18 protein-coding genes and 1 tRNA gene are annotated in these 18169 nt (G+C 47.3%); 15 read left to right on the forward strand and 4 right to left on the reverse strand.

Features of this window, described 5'->3' with window-relative positions; translation table 11 throughout:
* Window positions 1-263 precede the first annotated feature (263 nt).
* Both KTH89_RS15515 and KTH89_RS15520 read left to right on the forward strand, forming a co-directional pair.
* The gene (locus KTH89_RS15515) at window positions 264-1241 is read left to right on the forward strand and encodes an SPFH domain-containing protein (protein ID WP_238722287.1); all 978 of its coding nucleotides are present in this window, start codon (window positions 264-266) and stop codon (window positions 1239-1241) included.
* Between the two features lie 99 nt (window positions 1242-1340).
* Entirely contained in the window at window positions 1341-1526 is a 186-nt protein-coding gene (locus KTH89_RS15520) for an Arc family DNA-binding protein (protein ID WP_158342587.1), read from the forward strand.
* Window positions 1527-1630: 104 nt separating this feature from the next.
* Here KTH89_RS15520 and KTH89_RS15525 read toward each other — a convergent pair whose 3' ends face one another.
* The 3 genes from KTH89_RS15525 to def all read right to left on the reverse strand — a co-directional run bounded on the left by KTH89_RS15525 (window position 1631) and on the right by def (window position 3327).
* A complete protein-coding gene (locus KTH89_RS15525) occupies window positions 1631-2389 on the reverse strand; it encodes a Fic family protein (RefSeq protein WP_238722288.1) in 759 nt (252 codons plus the stop codon).
* 301 nt (window positions 2390-2690) lie between these two features.
* Window positions 2691-2761, reverse strand: a tRNA-Gly gene (locus KTH89_RS15530).
* 104 nt (window positions 2762-2865) lie between these two features.
* Window positions 2866-3327: a peptide deformylase gene (gene def / locus KTH89_RS15535; RefSeq protein WP_158342585.1), complete on the reverse strand. Its 462-nt coding sequence runs from the start codon at window positions 3325-3327 to the stop codon at window positions 2866-2868.
* A 322-nt stretch (window positions 3328-3649) separates the two neighbouring features.
* On the opposite strand from def, the gene KTH89_RS15540 reads away from it, so the two are divergent.
* The 13 genes from KTH89_RS15540 to KTH89_RS15600 all read left to right on the forward strand — a co-directional run bounded on the left by KTH89_RS15540 (window position 3650) and on the right by KTH89_RS15600 (window position 16759).
* Window positions 3650-4273 (forward strand): DedA family protein, encoded by a 624-nt coding sequence (locus KTH89_RS15540; RefSeq protein WP_158342648.1) that lies wholly within the window; start codon window positions 3650-3652, stop codon window positions 4271-4273.
* A 101-nt stretch (window positions 4274-4374) separates the two neighbouring features.
* Complete coding sequence (thyA, locus tag KTH89_RS15545; RefSeq protein ID WP_158342584.1) at window positions 4375-5223, forward strand: thymidylate synthase; 849 nt, start codon at window positions 4375-4377, stop codon at window positions 5221-5223.
* Window positions 5224-5250: 27 nt separating this feature from the next.
* On the forward strand, window positions 5251-5745 hold the full coding sequence (locus tag KTH89_RS15550) for a dihydrofolate reductase (protein WP_238722289.1): 495 nt from the start codon (window positions 5251-5253) through the stop codon (window positions 5743-5745).
* Between the two features lie 27 nt (window positions 5746-5772).
* Window positions 5773-6969 (forward strand): GGDEF domain-containing protein, encoded by a 1197-nt coding sequence (locus KTH89_RS15555; protein WP_238722290.1) that lies wholly within the window; start codon window positions 5773-5775, stop codon window positions 6967-6969.
* Between the two features lie 80 nt (window positions 6970-7049).
* The gene (locus KTH89_RS15560) at window positions 7050-8120 is read left to right on the forward strand and encodes a branched-chain amino acid aminotransferase (protein WP_158342581.1); all 1071 of its coding nucleotides are present in this window, start codon (window positions 7050-7052) and stop codon (window positions 8118-8120) included.
* Between the two features lie 438 nt (window positions 8121-8558).
* Window positions 8559-9281, forward strand: coding sequence for a GntR family transcriptional regulator (locus KTH89_RS15565; protein WP_238722291.1), 723 nt, complete (start codon window positions 8559-8561; stop codon window positions 9279-9281).
* Between the two features lie 31 nt (window positions 9282-9312).
* Window positions 9313-10359 carry a sugar ABC transporter substrate-binding protein gene (locus KTH89_RS15570; RefSeq protein ID WP_238722292.1) on the forward strand — a complete coding sequence of 349 codons (1047 nt, stop codon included), beginning with the start codon at window positions 9313-9315 and terminating at the stop codon, window positions 10357-10359.
* Between the two features lie 195 nt (window positions 10360-10554).
* On the forward strand, window positions 10555-12033 hold the full coding sequence (locus KTH89_RS15575; protein WP_238722293.1) for a sugar ABC transporter ATP-binding protein: 1479 nt from the start codon (window positions 10555-10557) through the stop codon (window positions 12031-12033).
* A 36-nt stretch (window positions 12034-12069) separates the two neighbouring features.
* Window positions 12070-13029 (forward strand): ABC transporter permease, encoded by a 960-nt coding sequence (locus KTH89_RS15580; RefSeq protein WP_238722294.1) that lies wholly within the window; start codon window positions 12070-12072, stop codon window positions 13027-13029.
* Window positions 13030-13158: 129 nt separating this feature from the next.
* The gene (locus KTH89_RS15585; RefSeq protein ID WP_238722295.1) at window positions 13159-13866 is read left to right on the forward strand and encodes an N-acetylmannosamine-6-phosphate 2-epimerase; all 708 of its coding nucleotides are present in this window, start codon (window positions 13159-13161) and stop codon (window positions 13864-13866) included.
* Window positions 13867-13892: 26 nt separating this feature from the next.
* Window positions 13893-14810 (forward strand): ROK family protein, encoded by a 918-nt coding sequence (locus KTH89_RS15590; protein ID WP_238722296.1) that lies wholly within the window; start codon window positions 13893-13895, stop codon window positions 14808-14810.
* A 66-nt stretch (window positions 14811-14876) separates the two neighbouring features.
* On the forward strand, window positions 14877-15938 hold the full coding sequence (locus tag KTH89_RS15595) for an SIS domain-containing protein (protein WP_238722297.1): 1062 nt from the start codon (window positions 14877-14879) through the stop codon (window positions 15936-15938).
* 2 nt (window positions 15939-15940) lie between these two features.
* Window positions 15941-16759, forward strand: a complete 819-nt coding sequence (locus KTH89_RS15600) for a class II fructose-bisphosphate aldolase (protein WP_238722298.1) — start codon at window positions 15941-15943, stop codon at window positions 16757-16759.
* A gap of 57 nt (window positions 16760-16816) precedes the next feature.
* On the opposite strand, the gene KTH89_RS15605 is transcribed toward KTH89_RS15600, so the two are convergent.
* A complete protein-coding gene (locus KTH89_RS15605; protein WP_158342579.1) occupies window positions 16817-18013 on the reverse strand; it encodes an ATP-binding protein in 1197 nt (398 codons plus the stop codon).
* Between the last annotated feature and the right edge of the window lie 156 nt (window positions 18014-18169).

The raw sequence follows: 18169 nt of genomic DNA on the forward strand, positions 1-18169 counted from the left end.
CGTAGGAAAGTGCGCCTATGGAATAAAAATGCCCTCCGGGGGATCGCACTGCGGCGGAAAGGAAGATGCCGCTTACGCGGCCCGCCGCAGGCGGAAAGTTTCGCAAGCGAAACTCTTTTCTATATTCAGTATAATAAAAACCGGTAAGATTGACAACTGAATTCAGGCTGCTTTTATAATTCCCTTACTTGACAATGAGAAAAAATGAATGTATTATAATGGTATCAAAATAATATCATTTTAAATCCGTAAGGAGGATTATTATGAGTACAAAAAACACCGGATTTCAGGAAGAAAAAGTTTTAAAGGCCGTGAGCGGCTTTGGCATGCTGTTTTTAATCGTTTTGGTCATGATCGTCAGTATTTTGATCCCGGCTTTGAATTCAACACGTCCGGTGATCGGGCCTGTGCTGTGGATGATAGGAATCTTATTGTTCTGCATAGCATTTGTGTTCCTGTTCGGGCTTAAGGTGATTCATCCCAATGAGGCTTTGGTTTTGACTCTGTTTGGTAATTATTACGGAACATTGAAACACGACGGTTTCTTCTGGGTGAATCCCTTCTGTACGGCGATCAATCCGACCGCGAAGCAGCCCGCAGAACAGCCGGCGGCTGCGGGAACGCGAAGCGGGGCGGCGGCCCAGAGCGTTAATAAAAAAGTATCGTTAAAGACCATGACACTCAACAATGAAAAACAAAAAGTGAACGACGAACTGGGCAACCCCATAGAAATCGGAACCGTGGTCATCTGGAAAGTGAAGAATGCTACTAAGGCAGTCATGAATGTGGAAAATTTTAAAGATTATCTGTCCATCCAGTGCGACGCGATTACAAGAAATGCGGCCCGCCGTTATCCCTATGATACCAGCGAGGGCGGCGATGAGAAATCTCTGCGGGGCAGCAGCCAGGAAGTGGCGGATATTATGAAACAGGAGCTGCAGGAAAAAGTAGAAGATGCCGGTATCAGCATTCTGGAAGTGAGGATCACCCATCTGTCTTATGCGCCGGAGATCGCTTCCGCTATGCTGCAGAGGCAGCAGGCGGCTGCTATCATCGATGCCCGCCAGAAGATCGTGGAGGGCGCGGTCAGTATGGTGGAAATGGCCCTGTCCAAATTAAATGATACGCAGATCGTAGAACTGGACGAAGAGCGCAAGGCAGCGATGGTCAGCAATCTGCTCGTCATACTTTGTGGAAACAAAGACGCCCAGCCCATTGTAAACAGCGGCAGTTTATATTAAACTGATACATGGGTCTGAAAATGGCAGAAATAACATCCGGTTTTTTATAGAATAGAAGAATTCGCATAAGAAAGCCGGCAGGAAAGGTCTGACGCGGTCATGGAGAATAAACCGAAAGAGAAAAACAAAAAACAGGTGCCATTGCGGCTTTCGGCAAGTCTCTGGAATGATTTGGCCCAATGGGCGGAGGACGATTTCCGGTCGATCAACGGCCAGATCGAATACCTGTTGACGGAATGTGTGAAACATCGTAAGAAAAAGCAGAAGGATGATTCAGAAGAATAAGGGATAGGGCTGCTGTACTAACTTAGTTCTTACTCAAGGAAAATGCTAAGTTAGTGCGGCAGCCCTGGTTTGCGGAGGAAAGAAAGAGTACTCCGGGACCGGCTTTAATCTTCAAGCTTCAGCAGCCGGCAATAATCCTTTTCTGTATCCAGCACACACTGTGCGATCAATTCGATAAAGGGATCGGGATTTTTGCGGGTCTGCGCCTCGATCAGAGCCTTCACATACGCCTCTTTCCGGTCGGGAGAGATGGAGACGGCGCTGTATCCGTCGCGGATCAGCAGATAATTCATCAATAATCTGCCGGTACGCCCGTTCCCGTCTGTGAACGGATGGATATCCAGCAGCCGTTTCAGAGCCATAGCCGCCCGTTCGATGGGGTGCAGTGTGGCAGCGGAAGATTGGATCTGATCGATAAAGTGGGACATCAGATGAGGAACATCCTCCGACAGCGGTGGGATATATTCCGTACCGGGAATATAGACCGGCATATCCCGGTATACGCCGGCGGAGTCCAGATCAATCTTCTGATAGAAGAGAAAATGCAGTTTTTTGATCATGTCTTCGGTCGGTGCGGCCTTGGGATCTCTGGCGCAGGAGAGCATATAATCATAGGCGTTGGCATGCCCTACCACCTCAAGATAGGCTTTCAAAGGTTTTTCACCGGATACCGTTCCCTTGACCAGTAAAAGCTTAGTTTCTTCAAGCGTCAGTGCGTTGCCTTCCAGCGCATTGCTGCTGTAGGAGAGACCGATTCGGAAATAGCGGTCCAGGGAGGCGCGCTCGTCGGCGGGTATGGCGCGGGCGGTCTTAAGCCGGTCCCTGTATGTGTCTGCTTCCTGAAAGAGATTTTGTTTTATCATTTCGATCACTGCCCTTTCTTTCAAATAAAATAATCGTTGGATTCTTGTGTACAATATCACGGCATACCGCTGTGCGGCGTGCTATTTAGCTTCGGAATTCTTGTTACGTCTAAATTATAACACCCGGAAATGTATGCAACAAGGGGAAGGCGAGAAGAAAACTTTGTTCTTCCTTCCCGCCGCAGTTCGAGCCGCCGGAAGGCTTTTGTATTCCATAGGTGCACTTCTATGGAATAAAAAAGTATGGAATAAAAAAGATGCTCTTTGAGCATCCTCTTGCACGTAATTTTCCATTAAAAAAAGCGGATAACGGGAATCGAACCCGCCTATCCAGCTTGGGAAGCTGGTGTTCTACCAATGAACTATATCCGCATCGCATATACTATTATGTGTGGTTTTGTACAAAAAGTCAAGAAAAAAATTTTAAATATAATCAATATAATCAAATGGTATAATCCATCGATACTTTACCTCGGCTACATCTCTAATTCGACTTCTTCTATCGCTTTATCCAAAAAAATGATTCCATCTAAATGCTCTAACTCATGACAAAAGCATTTTGCCATTTCATTTTCGCCGGTAATCAGAATCTCTTCCCCATATTCATTTAACGATTCAATAGTAACCTTTTGCGGACGAATTGTTTTTATAAAGCGGTTTGGAAAACTCAGACATCCTTCGATACATTCCTGAACCCCGCTGTACCCTACAATTTTCGGATTTACTAATTTGAGCTGATAATCACAATAATCGATTACGACTAAGCGTTTTAATATTCCAACTTGGTTGGCGGCTAAGGCAGCTCCATTTTCAGTCTGGTGTAAGGTTTCCAACATATCATCAAGAAGTAGTCTGATTTTATCGTCAACCGTCTTTACTTCCTTACATCTTTTTCTTAAAGCGGGGTCATCGTGAAAGCGAAGGTTTCTTATCGCCATTATTATCCCTCCTGCTGTGATCAGATTTATTTTACGGGGTAGTTCTTGAAGAAAAACGTTCTTTTTCCCGTAATTTTTTAATTCTGTCGTTTACCTATCATACGGATGCTTTGTAATGTTAACCTTACTACAGTATAGTCATATATCCTGGTAATGTCAACCTTACAATTAAAAATATGTTATTGAAAACACAGATGGAAAGAAAAGAAAACGGCCCTGCGCTTGGTAACGAAAAGCAATCAGAGGATGAAAAGCCAATCTGGCATATTTAACCCGGGGACCGACATATAATGAAGCAAGCGCCAAAGAAACCGGAGTGCCTATGCAGGATATCGTAATCAAAATAATGAATGAATATGGTTATCTGGGCATCATATTCCTGATCTTTATTGAAAATATCTTTCCGCCCATACCGTCTGAGGTCATCTTAACCTTTGGTGGATTTTTAACCACCTGCACCGTGATGAACGTACCGGGGGTCGTTGTTTTCGCCACAGTAGGTTCCGTGATGGGGGCTTTTCTTCTATATTATTTAGGATATTTTTTGTCTCCCTCCAGGCAGGAGCAGCTGATCAACGGAAAAGCAGGCAAATTCCTGCATTTGAAAATGGAGAGCTTCCAAAAAGGACAGTCGTGGTTCGAAAAGCACGGGAACACGACCGTCTTTTTCTGCCGTTTTATCCCCATTATCAGAAGCGTCATCTCCGTTCCGGCCGGGATGGCAGGTATGGACATCGGAAAATTCACGATACTGACGACGCTTGGGTCCTTTGGCTGGAATCTGGTGTTAGTATCTCTGGGCGCCTGGGCCGGTAAGTCTTGGGAAAAAATTGCGGACTACATGAAGGAGTATGCCCTGGTCGGAAAAGGAATCCTGATCGCAGTTGTAGTGATCTGGTTCTGGCGTTTTATTAAGCGTAAGAAAAAAACCGTCTGCGGAAAATAATTTAAATTCTCCCTGCCCTATGGATGTGCAAAATATTTCATGCTATAATGAAACAGACTTGCGGAATCGTAATCCGGGAAAGGAACAGGAGGTAGGGAACGATGAGCTATGCAGACGAGTTATTTATCCACATGTGTAAAGACATATTGGAAAACGGGACAAGTACAGAGGGAGAAAAGGTCCGCCCTCACTGGGAGGACGGGGCCTCAGCCTATACGATAAAGAAATTTGGCGTTGTGAACCGGTATGATTTATCCAGAGAATTCCCGGCGCTGACTTTGAGGAAGACAGCTATTAAAAGCGCTACCGATGAAATGCTCTGGATCTGGCAGAGAAAATCCAATAACATCCAGGATCTGAACAGCCATATCTGGGACAGCTGGGCCGATGAGGAGGGTTCGATCGGTAAGGCGTACGGGTACCAGATGCAGGTGAAGCATCAGTACCGGGAAGGATTGATGGATCAGGTGGACCGTGTGATCTATGATCTGAAGCACAATCCGTACAGCCGGCGGATCATGACCAACCTGTATGTGCATCAGGATCTGCACGAGATGAATCTGTATCCATGCGCGTATAGTATGACGTTTAATGTGACGAAGGAAAAGAACAGTGATAAGCTGAAATTAAACGCGATTCTGAATCAAAGATCTCAGGATATCCTGACAGCAAATAACTGGAATGTGGTCCAGTATTCGGTGCTGGTGTATATGCTGGCCCAGGTCTGTGACATGGTTCCCGGGGAATTGGTACATGTCATTGCGGACGCTCATATTTATGACCGGCATATCCCTCTGGTGGAGGAGCTGATCACCCGGCCCACATATGCGGCGCCTACTTTTAAACTGAATCCGGATATAAAGAATTTTTATGATTTTACTGTTCGGGATATTACGGTGGAAAATTATGAGGCAGGACCTCAGATTACCAATATACCTGTGGCTATATAAGCAGATTTAGAAAAGGAGTTTCAGAATATGAATATCATTGTAGCAGTGGACAGCAACTGGGCGATCGGAAAAGATAACAGCCTGCTGGTCAGTATTCCGTCGGATCACAAATTTTTCCGGGAGATGACCACGGGAAAAGTGGTGGTGTTGGGGCGTAAGACACTGGAGACATTTCCCAATGGCCTGCCGCTTAAGAACCGGACGAATATTATTCTTTCCACAGACCCGGCTTATCAGGTAAAGGATGCCCTTGTGGTACACAGTGTGGACGAGCTGTTGGAAGAACTGAAGAAATACCCGACGGAGGATGTATTCATTATCGGCGGAGAGAGCGTATACCGGCAGCTTCTGCCTTATTGCGATACGGCCCACGTGACCAAGATTGATCACGAATATGATGCGGACAGTTATTTCCCGGATCTGGATGAGATGCCGGAGTGGGTAATCACCGGAGACAGTGAGGAACAGACATATTTTGATCTGGAGTACCGTTTTTTGAGATATCAGAAAAAACCAAAGTGATGAGAGCGGATAAGTTGGAGAAGATACATGGACGTAAAGGATAGGATCAGGCATGCGGTAGAGCCTATATTGACGAAAGAACAAAAGCTGCGGTTCCGCGAATATTATCCGGAGAAGATCTACAGGGTGGAGCGCAATATCGGTCTGGTTGTTGCGGGAACCCAGCTTTGTATGATAGTTATCTTCTTTTTCCTGAAGGGCGACTTCGTAATGGAAGGGGACGGAAGATTTTATTTGTATTTATATCTGTATCTGTTCCTGGTGACGGTCTTCCTGATTCCGGTCTATATGAATCTGGTGAAACGGAAAAAATATGCCGTCTTAGTCTGGCTCAGACGGAGTTATGTGTTCGCCATGTGTGTCTGGGTTATGGGTATCACGGTACTTGACCAGATACATGGCAGCGGACTTGGAGTATTCTGCTATCTGATTCCGACCATGGCGGCTGTTTTGCTGATGTCGCCGGCGGAGAGTTTTGTGATATTCGGCGGACAGTGGATGATACTTTTAATGATCCTGACTATGATGAATATCAATGCCGACGATCTGTTTTCCAGTATTGTGAACAGCTTCTTTGTCACGGTCCTGGCGGTCTTTATTTCCATGAGATATTACCGCAGTATGGAGGTGGAATTCCGGGACCGGGATATTATCGAGTCCCAGTACAAAGAGATCGAAAAAGTGAATGAAAAGCTGAGCGTCATGGTGAATACCGATCAGCTGACCGGGTTAAATAATCGCAGGTATCTGTCGGAAGTAATTTACCACAAGTTCGAAGAATATAAGAAACAGGGCTGCTTTATGGAGATACTGATGCTGGATATTGATTTTTTCAAGCAGTATAATGACACTTACGGTCATGTGCAGGGCGACGCCTGCCTGCGGGAGATATCCGCCATAATAAGGGAATGCATCAGCCAGGAAAACGTGGTGGTCATCCGATACGGCGGGGAAGAGTTTCTGCTTATGCACTGTCTTCCGGAGGAATGCCATTGTCTCGGAGAAAACGGCGGCGGGAACAGTCTGGCGGATTGTATCCAGGACAGGCTACGGCAAGCGGGAATTCCAAGAAACGATACGGTCCAGGATCATGTTACCATAAGTATCGGAATCTGGAGGGGACGGCTGCAGCAGTCGGACAATATGGAAAAGCTGATATCCCATGCGGACGAGGCGCTTTACAGGGCGAAGAATGCGGGAAGGGACTGCATTCAGTATTATTGATCCATGAAAGTATTGACAAGCAAAGGAAAAAGGTCAATAATAGGAAAATAAATTCAGTATACGGAAGGAAGAGGAACAGTATGTTAGATATCAGAGTTGAGAAAACCACAAGTCCGAAGCCAATTCCGGACAAAGATAATCCGCTGGTATTCGGCACGATCTTTACGGATCATATGTTTGTCATGGATTACGAAGAGGGAAAGGGGTGGTATGATCCCAGGATCGTGCCCTACGCGCCGATTTCTCTGGAGCCCTCTGCCATGGTGTTCCATTATGGCCAGGAAATGTTCGAGGGACTCAAAGCATATAAGACCGAAGATGGCAGGACCCTGCTGTTCCGCCCTGATAAAAATATAGAGAGAGCCAATAATTCCAACAGAAGGCTGTGCATTCCGGAGCTTAATCCGGAGGATTTCCTGCAGGCCATCAAAGCAGTGGTAAAAATGGACGAAGCCTGGATTCCCACGAAAGAGGGGACTTCTCTTTACATACGCCCTTTTGTGATCGCGACCGATCCGTTCCTGGGAGTCAGACCGTCTAATACCTATAAGTTCATGATTATCTTATCGCCGGTTGGCGCTTATTATCCGGAAGGACTGAATCCGGTGAAGATCTGGATCGAGGACGAATATGTCCGTGCAGTCAAGGGAGGGATCGGCGAGGCTAAGACCGGCGGAAACTACGTGGCCAGCCTGGCTTCTCAGGTAAAGGCCCATGACGAGGGATATTCCCAGGTGCTCTGGCTGGACGGCGTGCACCGTAAGTATATTGAAGAAGTCGGGGCCATGAATATTTTCTTCAAGATCAACGGTACGGTGGTTACGCCCAAGTTAAACGGCAGCATCCTTCCGGGCGTTACCAGGAATTCCTGTATCGCACTTTGCAGGGAATGGGGCTTGCCGGTGGAAGAGCGGCAGATTTCTGTGGATGAGATTCTGGAAGCGGCTAAGAGCGGCGCCATGGAAGAAGTATGGGGAACCGGAACCGCGGCGGTTATTTCACCGGTCGGAGCTCTTCGGTTTGAAGAGGAAGTGATGCAGATTCAGGATGGAGGAATCGGTCCGGTCAGCCATAAACTTTATGATACGGTTACCGGGATCCAGACAGGGAAGATCGATGACTTTATGAACTGGACTGTAGAGGTTCGGTAAAAAAGCAGGATAGAATAAAAATAATCAGATCAATAAACAGGAGTTCTTGATTTTAAGGGCCCGGGACAGACTCGCCATTAGGCTTAGGCATGTCCCGGGCTCTTACCGGTTCTCCTGTTTTTTAATAGAACGGCCGATTTCGCTAAGTATAAGATACACTTGGTGTAAGAAAGAGATTTGCATAGTATGTTGACATGACAACAAGTCAAGCTTATAATGGAACTATATTTTTAGAAAACGAAAGGAGCAGAAGAAAGCGTTGATAGTAAAGGATATTGAGAGGGAAAGAGCGTGAATCCCTGACAATGTTAGAGATTGAACTTGATATATTAACATATCAAAAAAGTACTTGACAAATGTAGAATAAGAGGTTATTATATTGATATATCAAGTATGTTAACATAATAACCTCTTCAAAAATGATATGAGGTGAATGAAATGATTAACAGAACGAATCCAATCCCAATGTACCTGCAGGTTAAAAATGAGTTGGAAAAAATGATTAAATCCGGGGAATTAAAACCCGGAGACAGGATCTATTCGGAAAGCGAACTGTGTGAAAAGTATAATGTAAGCCGGATTACGGCGAAGAAATCTCTGGATGAGCTGGTACAGGATGGCTGTGTTTACCGGATCCAGGGAAGAGGCAGTTTTGTACAGGGGCCGAAAATCGACCATAAGCTTTCGAATTTTTATTCCTTTACGGAGGAGGTGAAAGCCAGAGGGATGATCGCACAGTCGATCATTCTGAACACAGAGATTGTAGTTCCGGACCAGGAAGTCATTGAGAATTTGAATTTGGAATCAAATGAAAAAGTTTACTTTATACGGCGTTTACGGATGGCAAATGATGCGATTATCGCTTTGGATAATTCCTACATTCCTTGTTCCATATGTGAACATCTGACGAAAGAGGATCTCACAAACCATTCTCTGTATGAAATGCTGAATATGCAGGGAGTAGTACCGGATAAAGCGGTGGAATCCTTTCTGGCTGTAGGATTAAATGAGGAAGAAGCTAATCTGCTGGGGGAAAAAGTTGGCACGGCCTCATTAAAAGTATGTCGCAAGACTTATTGCAAGAACCGTTTGATTGAATATAATTACCGGTTCTATAAGGGGAATCAATATTGCTATACCGTAGAGCTGAATGTGAAATAAAATAGCTGGAATAGCAAAGGAGAGAGTATTGATGAAGAAGAGAGTTATGATGTTTGCAGGTCTTTTGATGACGGCAGCACTGGTATGTACCGCCTGCTCCACGAAAGCGGAGGACGCTTCCTCACAGGCAAAAGATACGCCGAAGGAAACAGCCCAGGGGGAACCCCCGGCTGCGGCGGAGACACCCGCAGACAAGAACGATGCTTCAAATGGGGAATTTAAAACAGAAGGCCTGAAGATCGCTTATACCTGTCAGGACTTGACGAATACATATTTTGTGGAGGTATCAAGAGGGGTACAGGCCCGGTGCGACGAGCTGGGAATCGATGTCAACATTGTAGACGGCAAAGCCGACGTGGCGAACCAGATTACCGCGTTTGAGAACTTTATTTCCCAGAAGCTGGACGGCATTATCATCAGTCCCATTGATGAGACTGCGCTGGTGCCCTCGGTAAAGGCGGCGCAGGATGCCGGAATCCCTGTGATATCCGGGAACCAGCTGGTAGAAGGAAGTGATGCGTTTATCACCGTTCCGGAGTACGAATATGGATTTGCGATCGGCGAGGAAGCGGGCAAGTGGATCAAAGAGAAACTGGACGGAAAAGCGAAGGTGGCAATCTTTGATTACCCGGAGCTTGAATCTGTCATTGACCGTGGAAACGGTATTCAGGAAGGTATCTTAAGCCAGGCGCCGGATGCGGACATCGTGGCGAGACAAAGTGCCAATAACGCGGAAAAAGGTATGGCAAACATGGAAAATATCCTGCAGGCAAATCCCGATGTGGAAGTACTGGCCTGTGTAAACGACGCGGGAGCGTTAGGGGCTTACGAGGCTGTAATGGCTGCCCACAAGGACAGTGACCGGTTCTTTATCGGCGGACTGGACGCCACGGATGAAGCTCTGAATAAGATCAAAGAAGGCGGCATCTACCGCGCGACGGTAGACATTCAGCCTTTTGAATCCGGAAAATTATTTGTGGATACCCTGATCAAGGTAATGCAGGAAGGACCCATCGAAGAAACGATTAATATTCCGATGAAGGTGGTTAACGCTTCCAATATCAGCGACTATAAATAATAAGAAACGGATTGCGTTGGCGTAAAAAATTTAATTCCCCACTGTTCTGAAAATAGTGGGGAATTCTTTTACAAAAATTCGTTCATCTATACCTGAATTAAGGCGCAGCGAATGCGCTACTGGAGGAAAGGAAGAACAAAAAGCGTTCATCCATACCTGAATGAAGGCGCAGCAAATGCGCCACTGGAGGAAACTATGGCAGAAAAATTATTGGAGCTTAGGCATATTTCCAAAAAATTCTCCGGAGTAACCGCATTAGAGGATGTTTCCATCGATATCGAACCGGGAGAGGTGCTGACCCTGGTCGGGGAAAATGGTGCGGGAAAGTCAACCCTAATTAAAGTAATCACAGGCGCGCATCATCCTACGGAAGGCGAGCTTTGGTTCGAAGGAAAGAAAATAGAGAACAACAGCCCGGCGAAAGCCAAAGAACTGGGAATCGGCGTCATATACCAGGAACTGAATATGATGCCGACGCTGACAGTAGCCGAAAATATCTTCTATGGAAAAGAACTGAAAAAAGGGATCATGCTCCGGCGAAAGGAAATGCTGGAAAAGAGCAATGAAATTATACAGGAACTGGGAGCGAACATCGATGCCTCCAAAAGAGTCTCGGAGCTGTCTATCGCGGAACAGCAGATCGTGGAGATCGTAAAAGCGGTGTCGGAAGATATCAAGCTGCTGATTATGGATGAACCTACCGCTCCGCTGACCAACAGCGAAATCGAGAAAATGTTCGATATCGTGGAAAGACTGAGAAAGCGCAATGTGGCCATTCTGTATATTTCCCACCGGTTGGAGGAAGTGTTCCGGATCTCCGAACGGACGGTAGTGCTGCGCGACGGGAAGCATGTGATTACGGTTCCAACCCGGGATATAGACCGGCAGATGCTGATTAAGTATATGGTAGGCCGGGAACTGGGGCAGGAATATCCGGCCCGAACGACGGAAATTGGAGAAGTGATTCTAAAGGCGGACCATTTTGTCAACGAGCATCTCAAAGACTGCAGCCTGGAACTGAAAAAAGGTGAAATTCTGGGATTGGCCGGTCTGGTGGGCGCCGGGCGTACGGAGATGGCGCGTGCGATCTTTGGGGCCGACCCGCTAAAATCAGGGGAACTGACCCTCCATGGCAAAAAAGTCAGGATCAAAAGCCCGGAGGATGCGATTTCCCATGGGATCGGGCTCATCACGGAAGACCGTAAGAATCAGGGCCTGCTGTTAAATCAGGGAATCGACTATAACGTATCCTATGCCAATTTAAAAAGTGTATGTAAATTCGGCGTTATAAACAAAAAGAAAGAAACCCAGGTCACAAAGAAATATGTGGAAGCCATGGACATAAAAATACATTCGATGGGGCAGATGGCAAAAACGCTTTCCGGTGGAAATCAGCAGAAAGTAGTGTTGGGAAAATGGCTGGCAACGAATTCGGAAATCCTGATCTTTGACGAACCAACCAGAGGAATCGATGTGGGTGCGAAATCCGAAATCTATCAGCTGATGCGCAGGCTGATCGAGGAAGGGAAATCTATTATCATGATTTCTTCAGAAATGCCGGAACTGATCGGGATGAGTGACCGGATTCTGGTCATGCACGACGGACGCATCACGGGAGAGATCAGTGATTCGGAAGTGACTCAGGAAAAGATTCTGGAATTTGCCACACGATGAGCAAAGGATTTGATACTGGAAAGGGGTATACTGCAAATGAATAAAAAAGGAAATGGCGGCGTGTCGAAAGTATTGTCACAATTTGCCATATTAATTGCCTTAATAATATTACTGATCTTTTTTTCTGTCACCACGGACGGATTTTTGAGTACCACCAATATTTTTAATATCATGCGCCAGGTGGCTGTCAACGGAATCGCTGCCGTTGGGATGACGATGGTCATTGTCACCGGGGGAATTGATATCAGCGTGGGTTCTATGATGGGTGTGGCCTCTGTCTGCTGCGCCACGCTGATGGTCCGGGGGATGCATCCGGTTCTGGCCGTTTTGCTGGTATTGCTCCTGGGACTGGCGATCGGTACCGCTCACGGCTGCTTTGTCTACGACATCGGGCTTCCGCCCATGATCGCAACGCTGGCCACCATGAGTATTTTAAGGGGAGTGACCTATATTATATCCGGAGGGCTGCCGGTCTATGGGTTCCCGGAAGGATTTAACGTGATCGGCCAGGGCTATATCGGACCGGTACCGGTGCCGGTGATCATCATGGTGATCTGTTTCGTCATCGGCTGGTTTATTCTGGAACGAACTTCCTTCGGCCGCTATGTTTACGGGGTGGGAAGCAATAGAGAGGCGTCCCGTTTAAGCGGGGTGAATGTGCGCAAAGTGATCTACGGAGTCTACGGACTGTGCGGTATGCTGGCCGCCATGTCCGGCGTGGTGCTCTTAAGCCGGGTCAACAGCGGGCAGCCAAAAGCCGGAGAGAGTTATGAGATGGATATTATCACCGCTGTGGTCTTGGGCGGTGTCAGTACCAACGGCGGAGAGGGCAGGATTGGAAATGTAATTATTGGCCTGCTGCTGATGGGCGTGCTGTTAAATGGTATGGTCATGATGAATATTCCGGATTATTACCAGAGGGTTGTGAAGGGCTTTGTCCTTCTGCTGGCCATCAGTTACGATAAACTTAGCCAGAAGCGGGCAAATAAAAAATAGTAGCGCTCGAAAAAGCCTCGCTGACTATTTTTCATGCATCGCACATAAGCGGCTAAAAAACAGCCGCAAGTGCTCATAGCGATAAAAAATAGCAGCGCTTGAAAAACAATAAAAGAGAGGAACAATCATATGAAGGCAGAAGAATTGAAAAAAGGACTGATCGTCTCCTGTCAGGCTACGTCGGAAGAGCCCATGCGGGAAAGCTCCATTATAGGAAGATTCGCATTGGCTGCGGAAATGGGCGGCGCCGTGGGCGTCAGAATCAATGGCATATCAGACATCCTGGCGACTAAGCAGATCGTAAAAATTCCAGTCATTGGACTGGTGAAGCATACATATCCGGGTTACTGGAGTTATATCACGCCGACTCTTCGCGATGTGGAATCCGTCTATGTCACAGGGGCGGAGATTATCGCGGTGGATGCCACCAAGCTGCCCAAACCTGAGGGCAAGGACGTGCGCCAGCTCTTAAGAGAGATCAAAAAGGAATTCCCGGATGTACTGCTTTTGGCGGACGTATCCACACTGGAAGAAGGGCTGGCCGCCATCGAGGAGGGCAGTGATATGATATCCACCACACTGGCCGGGTATACGGAATATACAAGGAATTACGAGGACCCCAGGATTATCGAGCTGCAGGATCCCGATGTGGAGCTGGTGCGGGAACTGGCTCAGAGGGTAAACGTACCGGTGATCGCCGAGGGACGTTACTGGGATGACACTCTGGCCATACAGGCATTTGAGGCAGGAGCCCACAACGTGGTCATCGGAGCTGGTATCACCAGGCCCCAGATTATCACGAAAAAGATTGTGGATAACATTCAGGCTTATTTATAGTGCGCGGCATGTTAGGAGAGGAACTTATGATAGCGGCGGCAATCGACACAGGCGGAACGAAAATCAACGGGGCGGCCGTTGATGAGGAAGGAAATATCCTGAAAAAGATCAGGATCGAAAATACCGGAAGGACCGGAGCATTTATCATGGACGCGTACCGGAAAATCCTGCGGGAGCTGACAGAAGCGTTTCCGATAAAAGCAGTCGGTATCGGCGCCGGCGGGCGTATCGATGAGAGGGCGGGAAAGGTGCTCTACGCAGTCGGAATTTATAAGGATTATATCGGCCTGCCCATTAAACAGCTGCTGGAGGAGGAATTCAGGATACCGGCAGCGGTTACCAACGACTGCCGGGCCGGGCTGATCGGAGAAAAGTGGAAGGGAAGCGCAGCAGGATATGAGAACGTGACGGGAATTATCCTCGGCACAGGAGTCGGCGGCGGAGTGATTGATCACGGCCGGGTATTGGACGGCACTTTCGGAGGTTTCGGGGAAATCGGGCATATGATCTTGCATCCCGGCGGCCGTCTGTGCACCTGCGGGCAAAAGGGATGCGCCGAACAATATCTATCCGGAACAGCTCTTTGGCAGATATATAACGAAAAAACGGGGAGTGAAAGTCTGAGTTCGGGATATGAATTCTTTGGGCGTATTCAGGACAAGGATGGTATAGCTCTGGAGGTTTTAAAGGAATTCCAGCTGGATCTGGCCAGCTGTGTCGTAAGCTGCGCGAATCTGCTGGACCCGGAAGTGATTCTGATCGGCGGAGGGCTTACGGATACGGCCGATTACTGGTGGGACGGATTCACGGCGTACTACCGGGAACTCGGTAACCGGCACACGCAGAATCAGAAACTGATCCGGGCAGCCAGGGGGAACGACGCGGCCCTCCTGGGCGCGGCGCGCATCGCTTTTGATCTGTACAAAACCAGGCATCATCAATGAAACACCCTTCGGGTATACCTGTATGCCATAAAACAGGCATCATCAATGAAAGGAGATCATCAGAACATGTATCGTACACAACAGGAAATAAAGGATCAATTCCGGGCGTTAGATCAAACACTAAACTATATAAAAGAAAAAGAGGCTTATTTCACCCCATTCTACCAAAATGCCAAAAAGGTAATTGTATTCGGCTGCGGTTCCAGCTATATGCTGGCTAAGTCGGCGGCTTCCCAGCTGGAGCAGATGGCGGGAATCCCGGCTGCGGCCGTTGCGGCAGGGGATTATCTGGTGAATGAGGCTGCTTATAAGAAAATGATACAGGGAGCCTGCCTGATCAGCATTTCCAGATCGGGCAGCACATCGGAAATCATTCGGGCTGTGCGGCTGGCAAAAGATAACGGAGCAAAAGCTTGCCTGTCCGTTTGCGCCAGGGAAAACGCGGAGATTGCCGCTTACAGCGAGTATAATCTGGAGCTGCCCTGGTGTTATGATACCTCGGTTTGCCAGACCCGGACCGTGACGAATCTATATGCGGCTCTGCTGATGGCCACGGCAGTCTTTAGTAAGGATCAGGAACTGATCGGATGCCTGATGCAGGTTCCGGAAGCGGCCGGTTCCTACCAGGCCCAATTTGATAAAGCGTTTGAGGAGATTGCCGCATGGAGCTGGAAGCGGGGGATTGTGCTGGCGGATGCCGGGATGGCAGGAATCGCGGAAGAAGGCGCGCTGGCGTTTAAAGAGATCTGCCAATGTGATTCTAACTATTATCACTTGCTGGATTCCAGGCATGGGCCGATGGTGATGATTGGGCCGGAAACCGTGGTACTCGCCCTGGTGACGAACCAGACACCCGGACTGCAGTATGACCTGTTGCAGGATGTCAGGAAAAAAGGCGCGCCCTGTGTATATTTTGACACCAATGTCCGGGAACCGGAGATATTTGCAAAGGAAGAGAATATGATCCGAATCCAGCTACCCTGTGAGAAAAGACCTGAGGCCGCCGTACTATTCATGATGTATGGAATCCAGCGTATCACATGCAAGCGTGCGGTGAACAGCGGGATAAATCCCGATGAGCCGAATGGCCTGGATGCCTGGATCGAGTTAAAAGAAGGGGAAGCTTAACCATGCCGTTGACCACATTGCCGGAATTAAGGAAAGCGGCCGCAGCTGTTCACGGCGCTATAGCAGCCTTTCAAACCGGCTTTGTGGAGATCATGCAGGCGGTATACCGGGAAGGGCAGGCCGCACAGACGCCGGTAATCGTTGAGACCACGCCAAAATGCTGGGATTATAACAGGCAGGTTCTGTTTGCTGCCGTGCTGGAGGAAATGGCGGCCCGTAACGATATACCGGTCTGCCTGCATCTGGACCGTGCCGGAAGCCTGAAACAGATAGAGAGGGCAATCGGATACGGGTACACTTCTGTCATGCTTGAGGAAATACCGCAAACCTGGCTGGAAGAAGCTGCCGGGCTTTGCGCCGGCGCCGGGGTCAGTCTGGGGGTTCATTTGAATCCGATACCCTATGGAAATAGAAACAGATCAGCCGGAGAATTGTCCGAAAGACTAGAATATTTCCGGTCGTTGAAGATTGAAATACTTGGGATTGACTTGAAGGAATGTCTTTTTACCTACGGAAGCGGTGGAAAGATTTTCCTCGACAGAAATGCAGCGAATGTCGTACGGGACTGCTTGGAAAATGGATTTTTCCTGATTCTGCAAAATGGAAACCAGCTGTCTGATCAGGCGGTTCAAGCTGTGGCAGCGGGAGGTTTTTACGCGGTGAATTTTGGGGATGAAACGGGGAGAGTTTATTGCGATGGAATGAAAGAGGCGATCAGGTTAACCCCTTATGAGACGGATCCTTTGATTTATACTTCAGAAGCTTTGAACTATGTGAGAGAGCTGGTAAGGGAAAGAATATCACTGTGCAGTTTTTTATAACAATAACCACCAAGGGGCTGTGAAAAAACAGCCCCTTATTTTATTCCAACAGCGCTTTTATTTCAATAGCCAATCCAGAACATTCATCTGTTTGATTCCGTTGTGGGAAACTACCGGCCCCAAATCCATTGTCAGCAGGTATTTGGGGTTGTGGTCGCGGATGGATTCCAGAGGCTTAAGCTCACGCTCCAGAGTTTTACCGTCCGCGTCGATCACTGTGTAGGCCACTTGGTAGTATTCTTCCCCTTCGTCACCCAGAGCTATAAAATCAACCTCTGAATTTCCGACTTTACCAATATAGACCTCGTATCCCCGGCGTAAAAGTTCCAGATAAACAACATTCTCCAGGATATGGCCCTGATCGGCTTTTTTGCTGCCCAGGACGATATAGCGCAGGCCGATGTCGGCGGCATAATATTTGTCGCCGGTTTTCAGATATTGTTTACCTTTGATATCATAGCGTCCTATCCGGTAAAAGATAAAGCTGTCGGTCAAGGCTGTCAGATAGCTTTCTACCGTGTGTACGGTGATCTTACGGCCAGCGGAGGTCATGGTATCGGCTATTTTCTTGGTTGAACACAGATTACCTATGTTATCGAACATGAAACGGACGACGCTTTGCAGCATGGCTATATCCGGAAACCGTCTGCGCGCAACAATATCCTTCAGAATAATAGAGTTAAAAATACCTTCCAGATATTGCCGGATGTCCTTCTGGCGAGACAACTCCAGCGTATAGGGGAAAGAACTGTTATGAATATAATTCTGATACAGCCTGTCGATGTTTCTGTCTTCCGGGAAAGCAGATACGTATTCTTTGAACGATAATGGAAGCATTTTGATTTCCATATAACGCCCGGACAACAGAGTTGCCAGTTCTCCCGAAAGAAGATAGGCATTGGATCCTGTGATATATACATCACAATTCTTTTTAATAAACAGGCTATCCACTGCCTTCTGAAATTCACTGACCCGCTGTACCTCGTCTAGAAAGATATAGTTCATCTTATCAGGAAGTAAGTGCGTCTTAACCAGATTGTACAGGGATTTGCTGTCATCGATATCGGCATAGTCACCATCTTCCAGGTTGATCGAGATAATCTGCTCCGATTCTACGCCATTTCGAAGCAGATACTCCTGGTATAGTTCAAATAGAGTAGATTTGCCGCAACGCCGTATTCCCGTTATTACTTTTATGAGCTGTTTATCCCGCAGATTGATTAAGTTATCCAGATATTCGTTTCTTGATATCATGTAGCTACCTCCAATTATCTCGATTATACAATAATTATCTAAAGATATCAATAATTTGCATAACAAATGCAAAAACTTCTACATTTAATAATATGTTTGCATTTGTATTGTCAACACTTTCATGAAAATATATACAGAAAACCCAACCGGATTTTT

The sequence above is a fragment of the Diplocloster agilis genome (assembly GCF_019042275.1).
Classification (GTDB): Bacteria; Bacillota; Clostridia; order Lachnospirales; family Lachnospiraceae; genus Diplocloster; species Diplocloster agilis.

Bases quoted from the DNA above. Each gene is read 5' to 3' on its own strand.
- KTH89_RS15515 (WP_238722287.1), top strand. From the start codon at position 264: ATGAGTACAAAAAACACCGGATTTCAGGAAGAAAAAGTTTTAAAGGCC.
- KTH89_RS15520 (WP_158342587.1), top strand. From the start codon at position 1,341: ATGGAGAATAAACCGAAAGAGAAAAACAAAAAACAGGTGCCATTGCGG.
- KTH89_RS15525 (WP_238722288.1), bottom strand. From the start codon at position 2,389: ATGATAAAACAAAATCTCTTTCAGGAAGCAGACACATACAGGGACCGG.
- def (WP_158342585.1), bottom strand. From the start codon at position 3,327: ATGGCGATAAGAAACCTTCGCTTTCACGATGACCCCGCTTTAAGAAAA.
- KTH89_RS15540 (WP_158342648.1), top strand. From the start codon at position 3,650: ATGCAGGATATCGTAATCAAAATAATGAATGAATATGGTTATCTGGGC.
- thyA (WP_158342584.1), top strand. From the start codon at position 4,375: ATGAGCTATGCAGACGAGTTATTTATCCACATGTGTAAAGACATATTG.
- KTH89_RS15550 (WP_238722289.1), top strand. From the start codon at position 5,251: ATGAATATCATTGTAGCAGTGGACAGCAACTGGGCGATCGGAAAAGAT.
- KTH89_RS15555 (WP_238722290.1), top strand. From the start codon at position 5,773: ATGGACGTAAAGGATAGGATCAGGCATGCGGTAGAGCCTATATTGACG.
- KTH89_RS15560 (WP_158342581.1), top strand. From the start codon at position 7,050: ATGTTAGATATCAGAGTTGAGAAAACCACAAGTCCGAAGCCAATTCCG.
- KTH89_RS15565 (WP_238722291.1), top strand. From the start codon at position 8,559: ATGATTAACAGAACGAATCCAATCCCAATGTACCTGCAGGTTAAAAAT.
- KTH89_RS15570 (WP_238722292.1), top strand. From the start codon at position 9,313: ATGAAGAAGAGAGTTATGATGTTTGCAGGTCTTTTGATGACGGCAGCA.
- KTH89_RS15575 (WP_238722293.1), top strand. From the start codon at position 10,555: ATGGCAGAAAAATTATTGGAGCTTAGGCATATTTCCAAAAAATTCTCC.
- KTH89_RS15580 (WP_238722294.1), top strand. From the start codon at position 12,070: ATGAATAAAAAAGGAAATGGCGGCGTGTCGAAAGTATTGTCACAATTT.
- KTH89_RS15585 (WP_238722295.1), top strand. From the start codon at position 13,159: ATGAAGGCAGAAGAATTGAAAAAAGGACTGATCGTCTCCTGTCAGGCT.
- KTH89_RS15590 (WP_238722296.1), top strand. From the start codon at position 13,893: ATGATAGCGGCGGCAATCGACACAGGCGGAACGAAAATCAACGGGGCG.
- KTH89_RS15595 (WP_238722297.1), top strand. From the start codon at position 14,877: ATGTATCGTACACAACAGGAAATAAAGGATCAATTCCGGGCGTTAGAT.
- KTH89_RS15600 (WP_238722298.1), top strand. From the start codon at position 15,941: ATGCCGTTGACCACATTGCCGGAATTAAGGAAAGCGGCCGCAGCTGTT.
- KTH89_RS15605 (WP_158342579.1), bottom strand. From the start codon at position 18,013: ATGATATCAAGAAACGAATATCTGGATAACTTAATCAATCTGCGGGAT.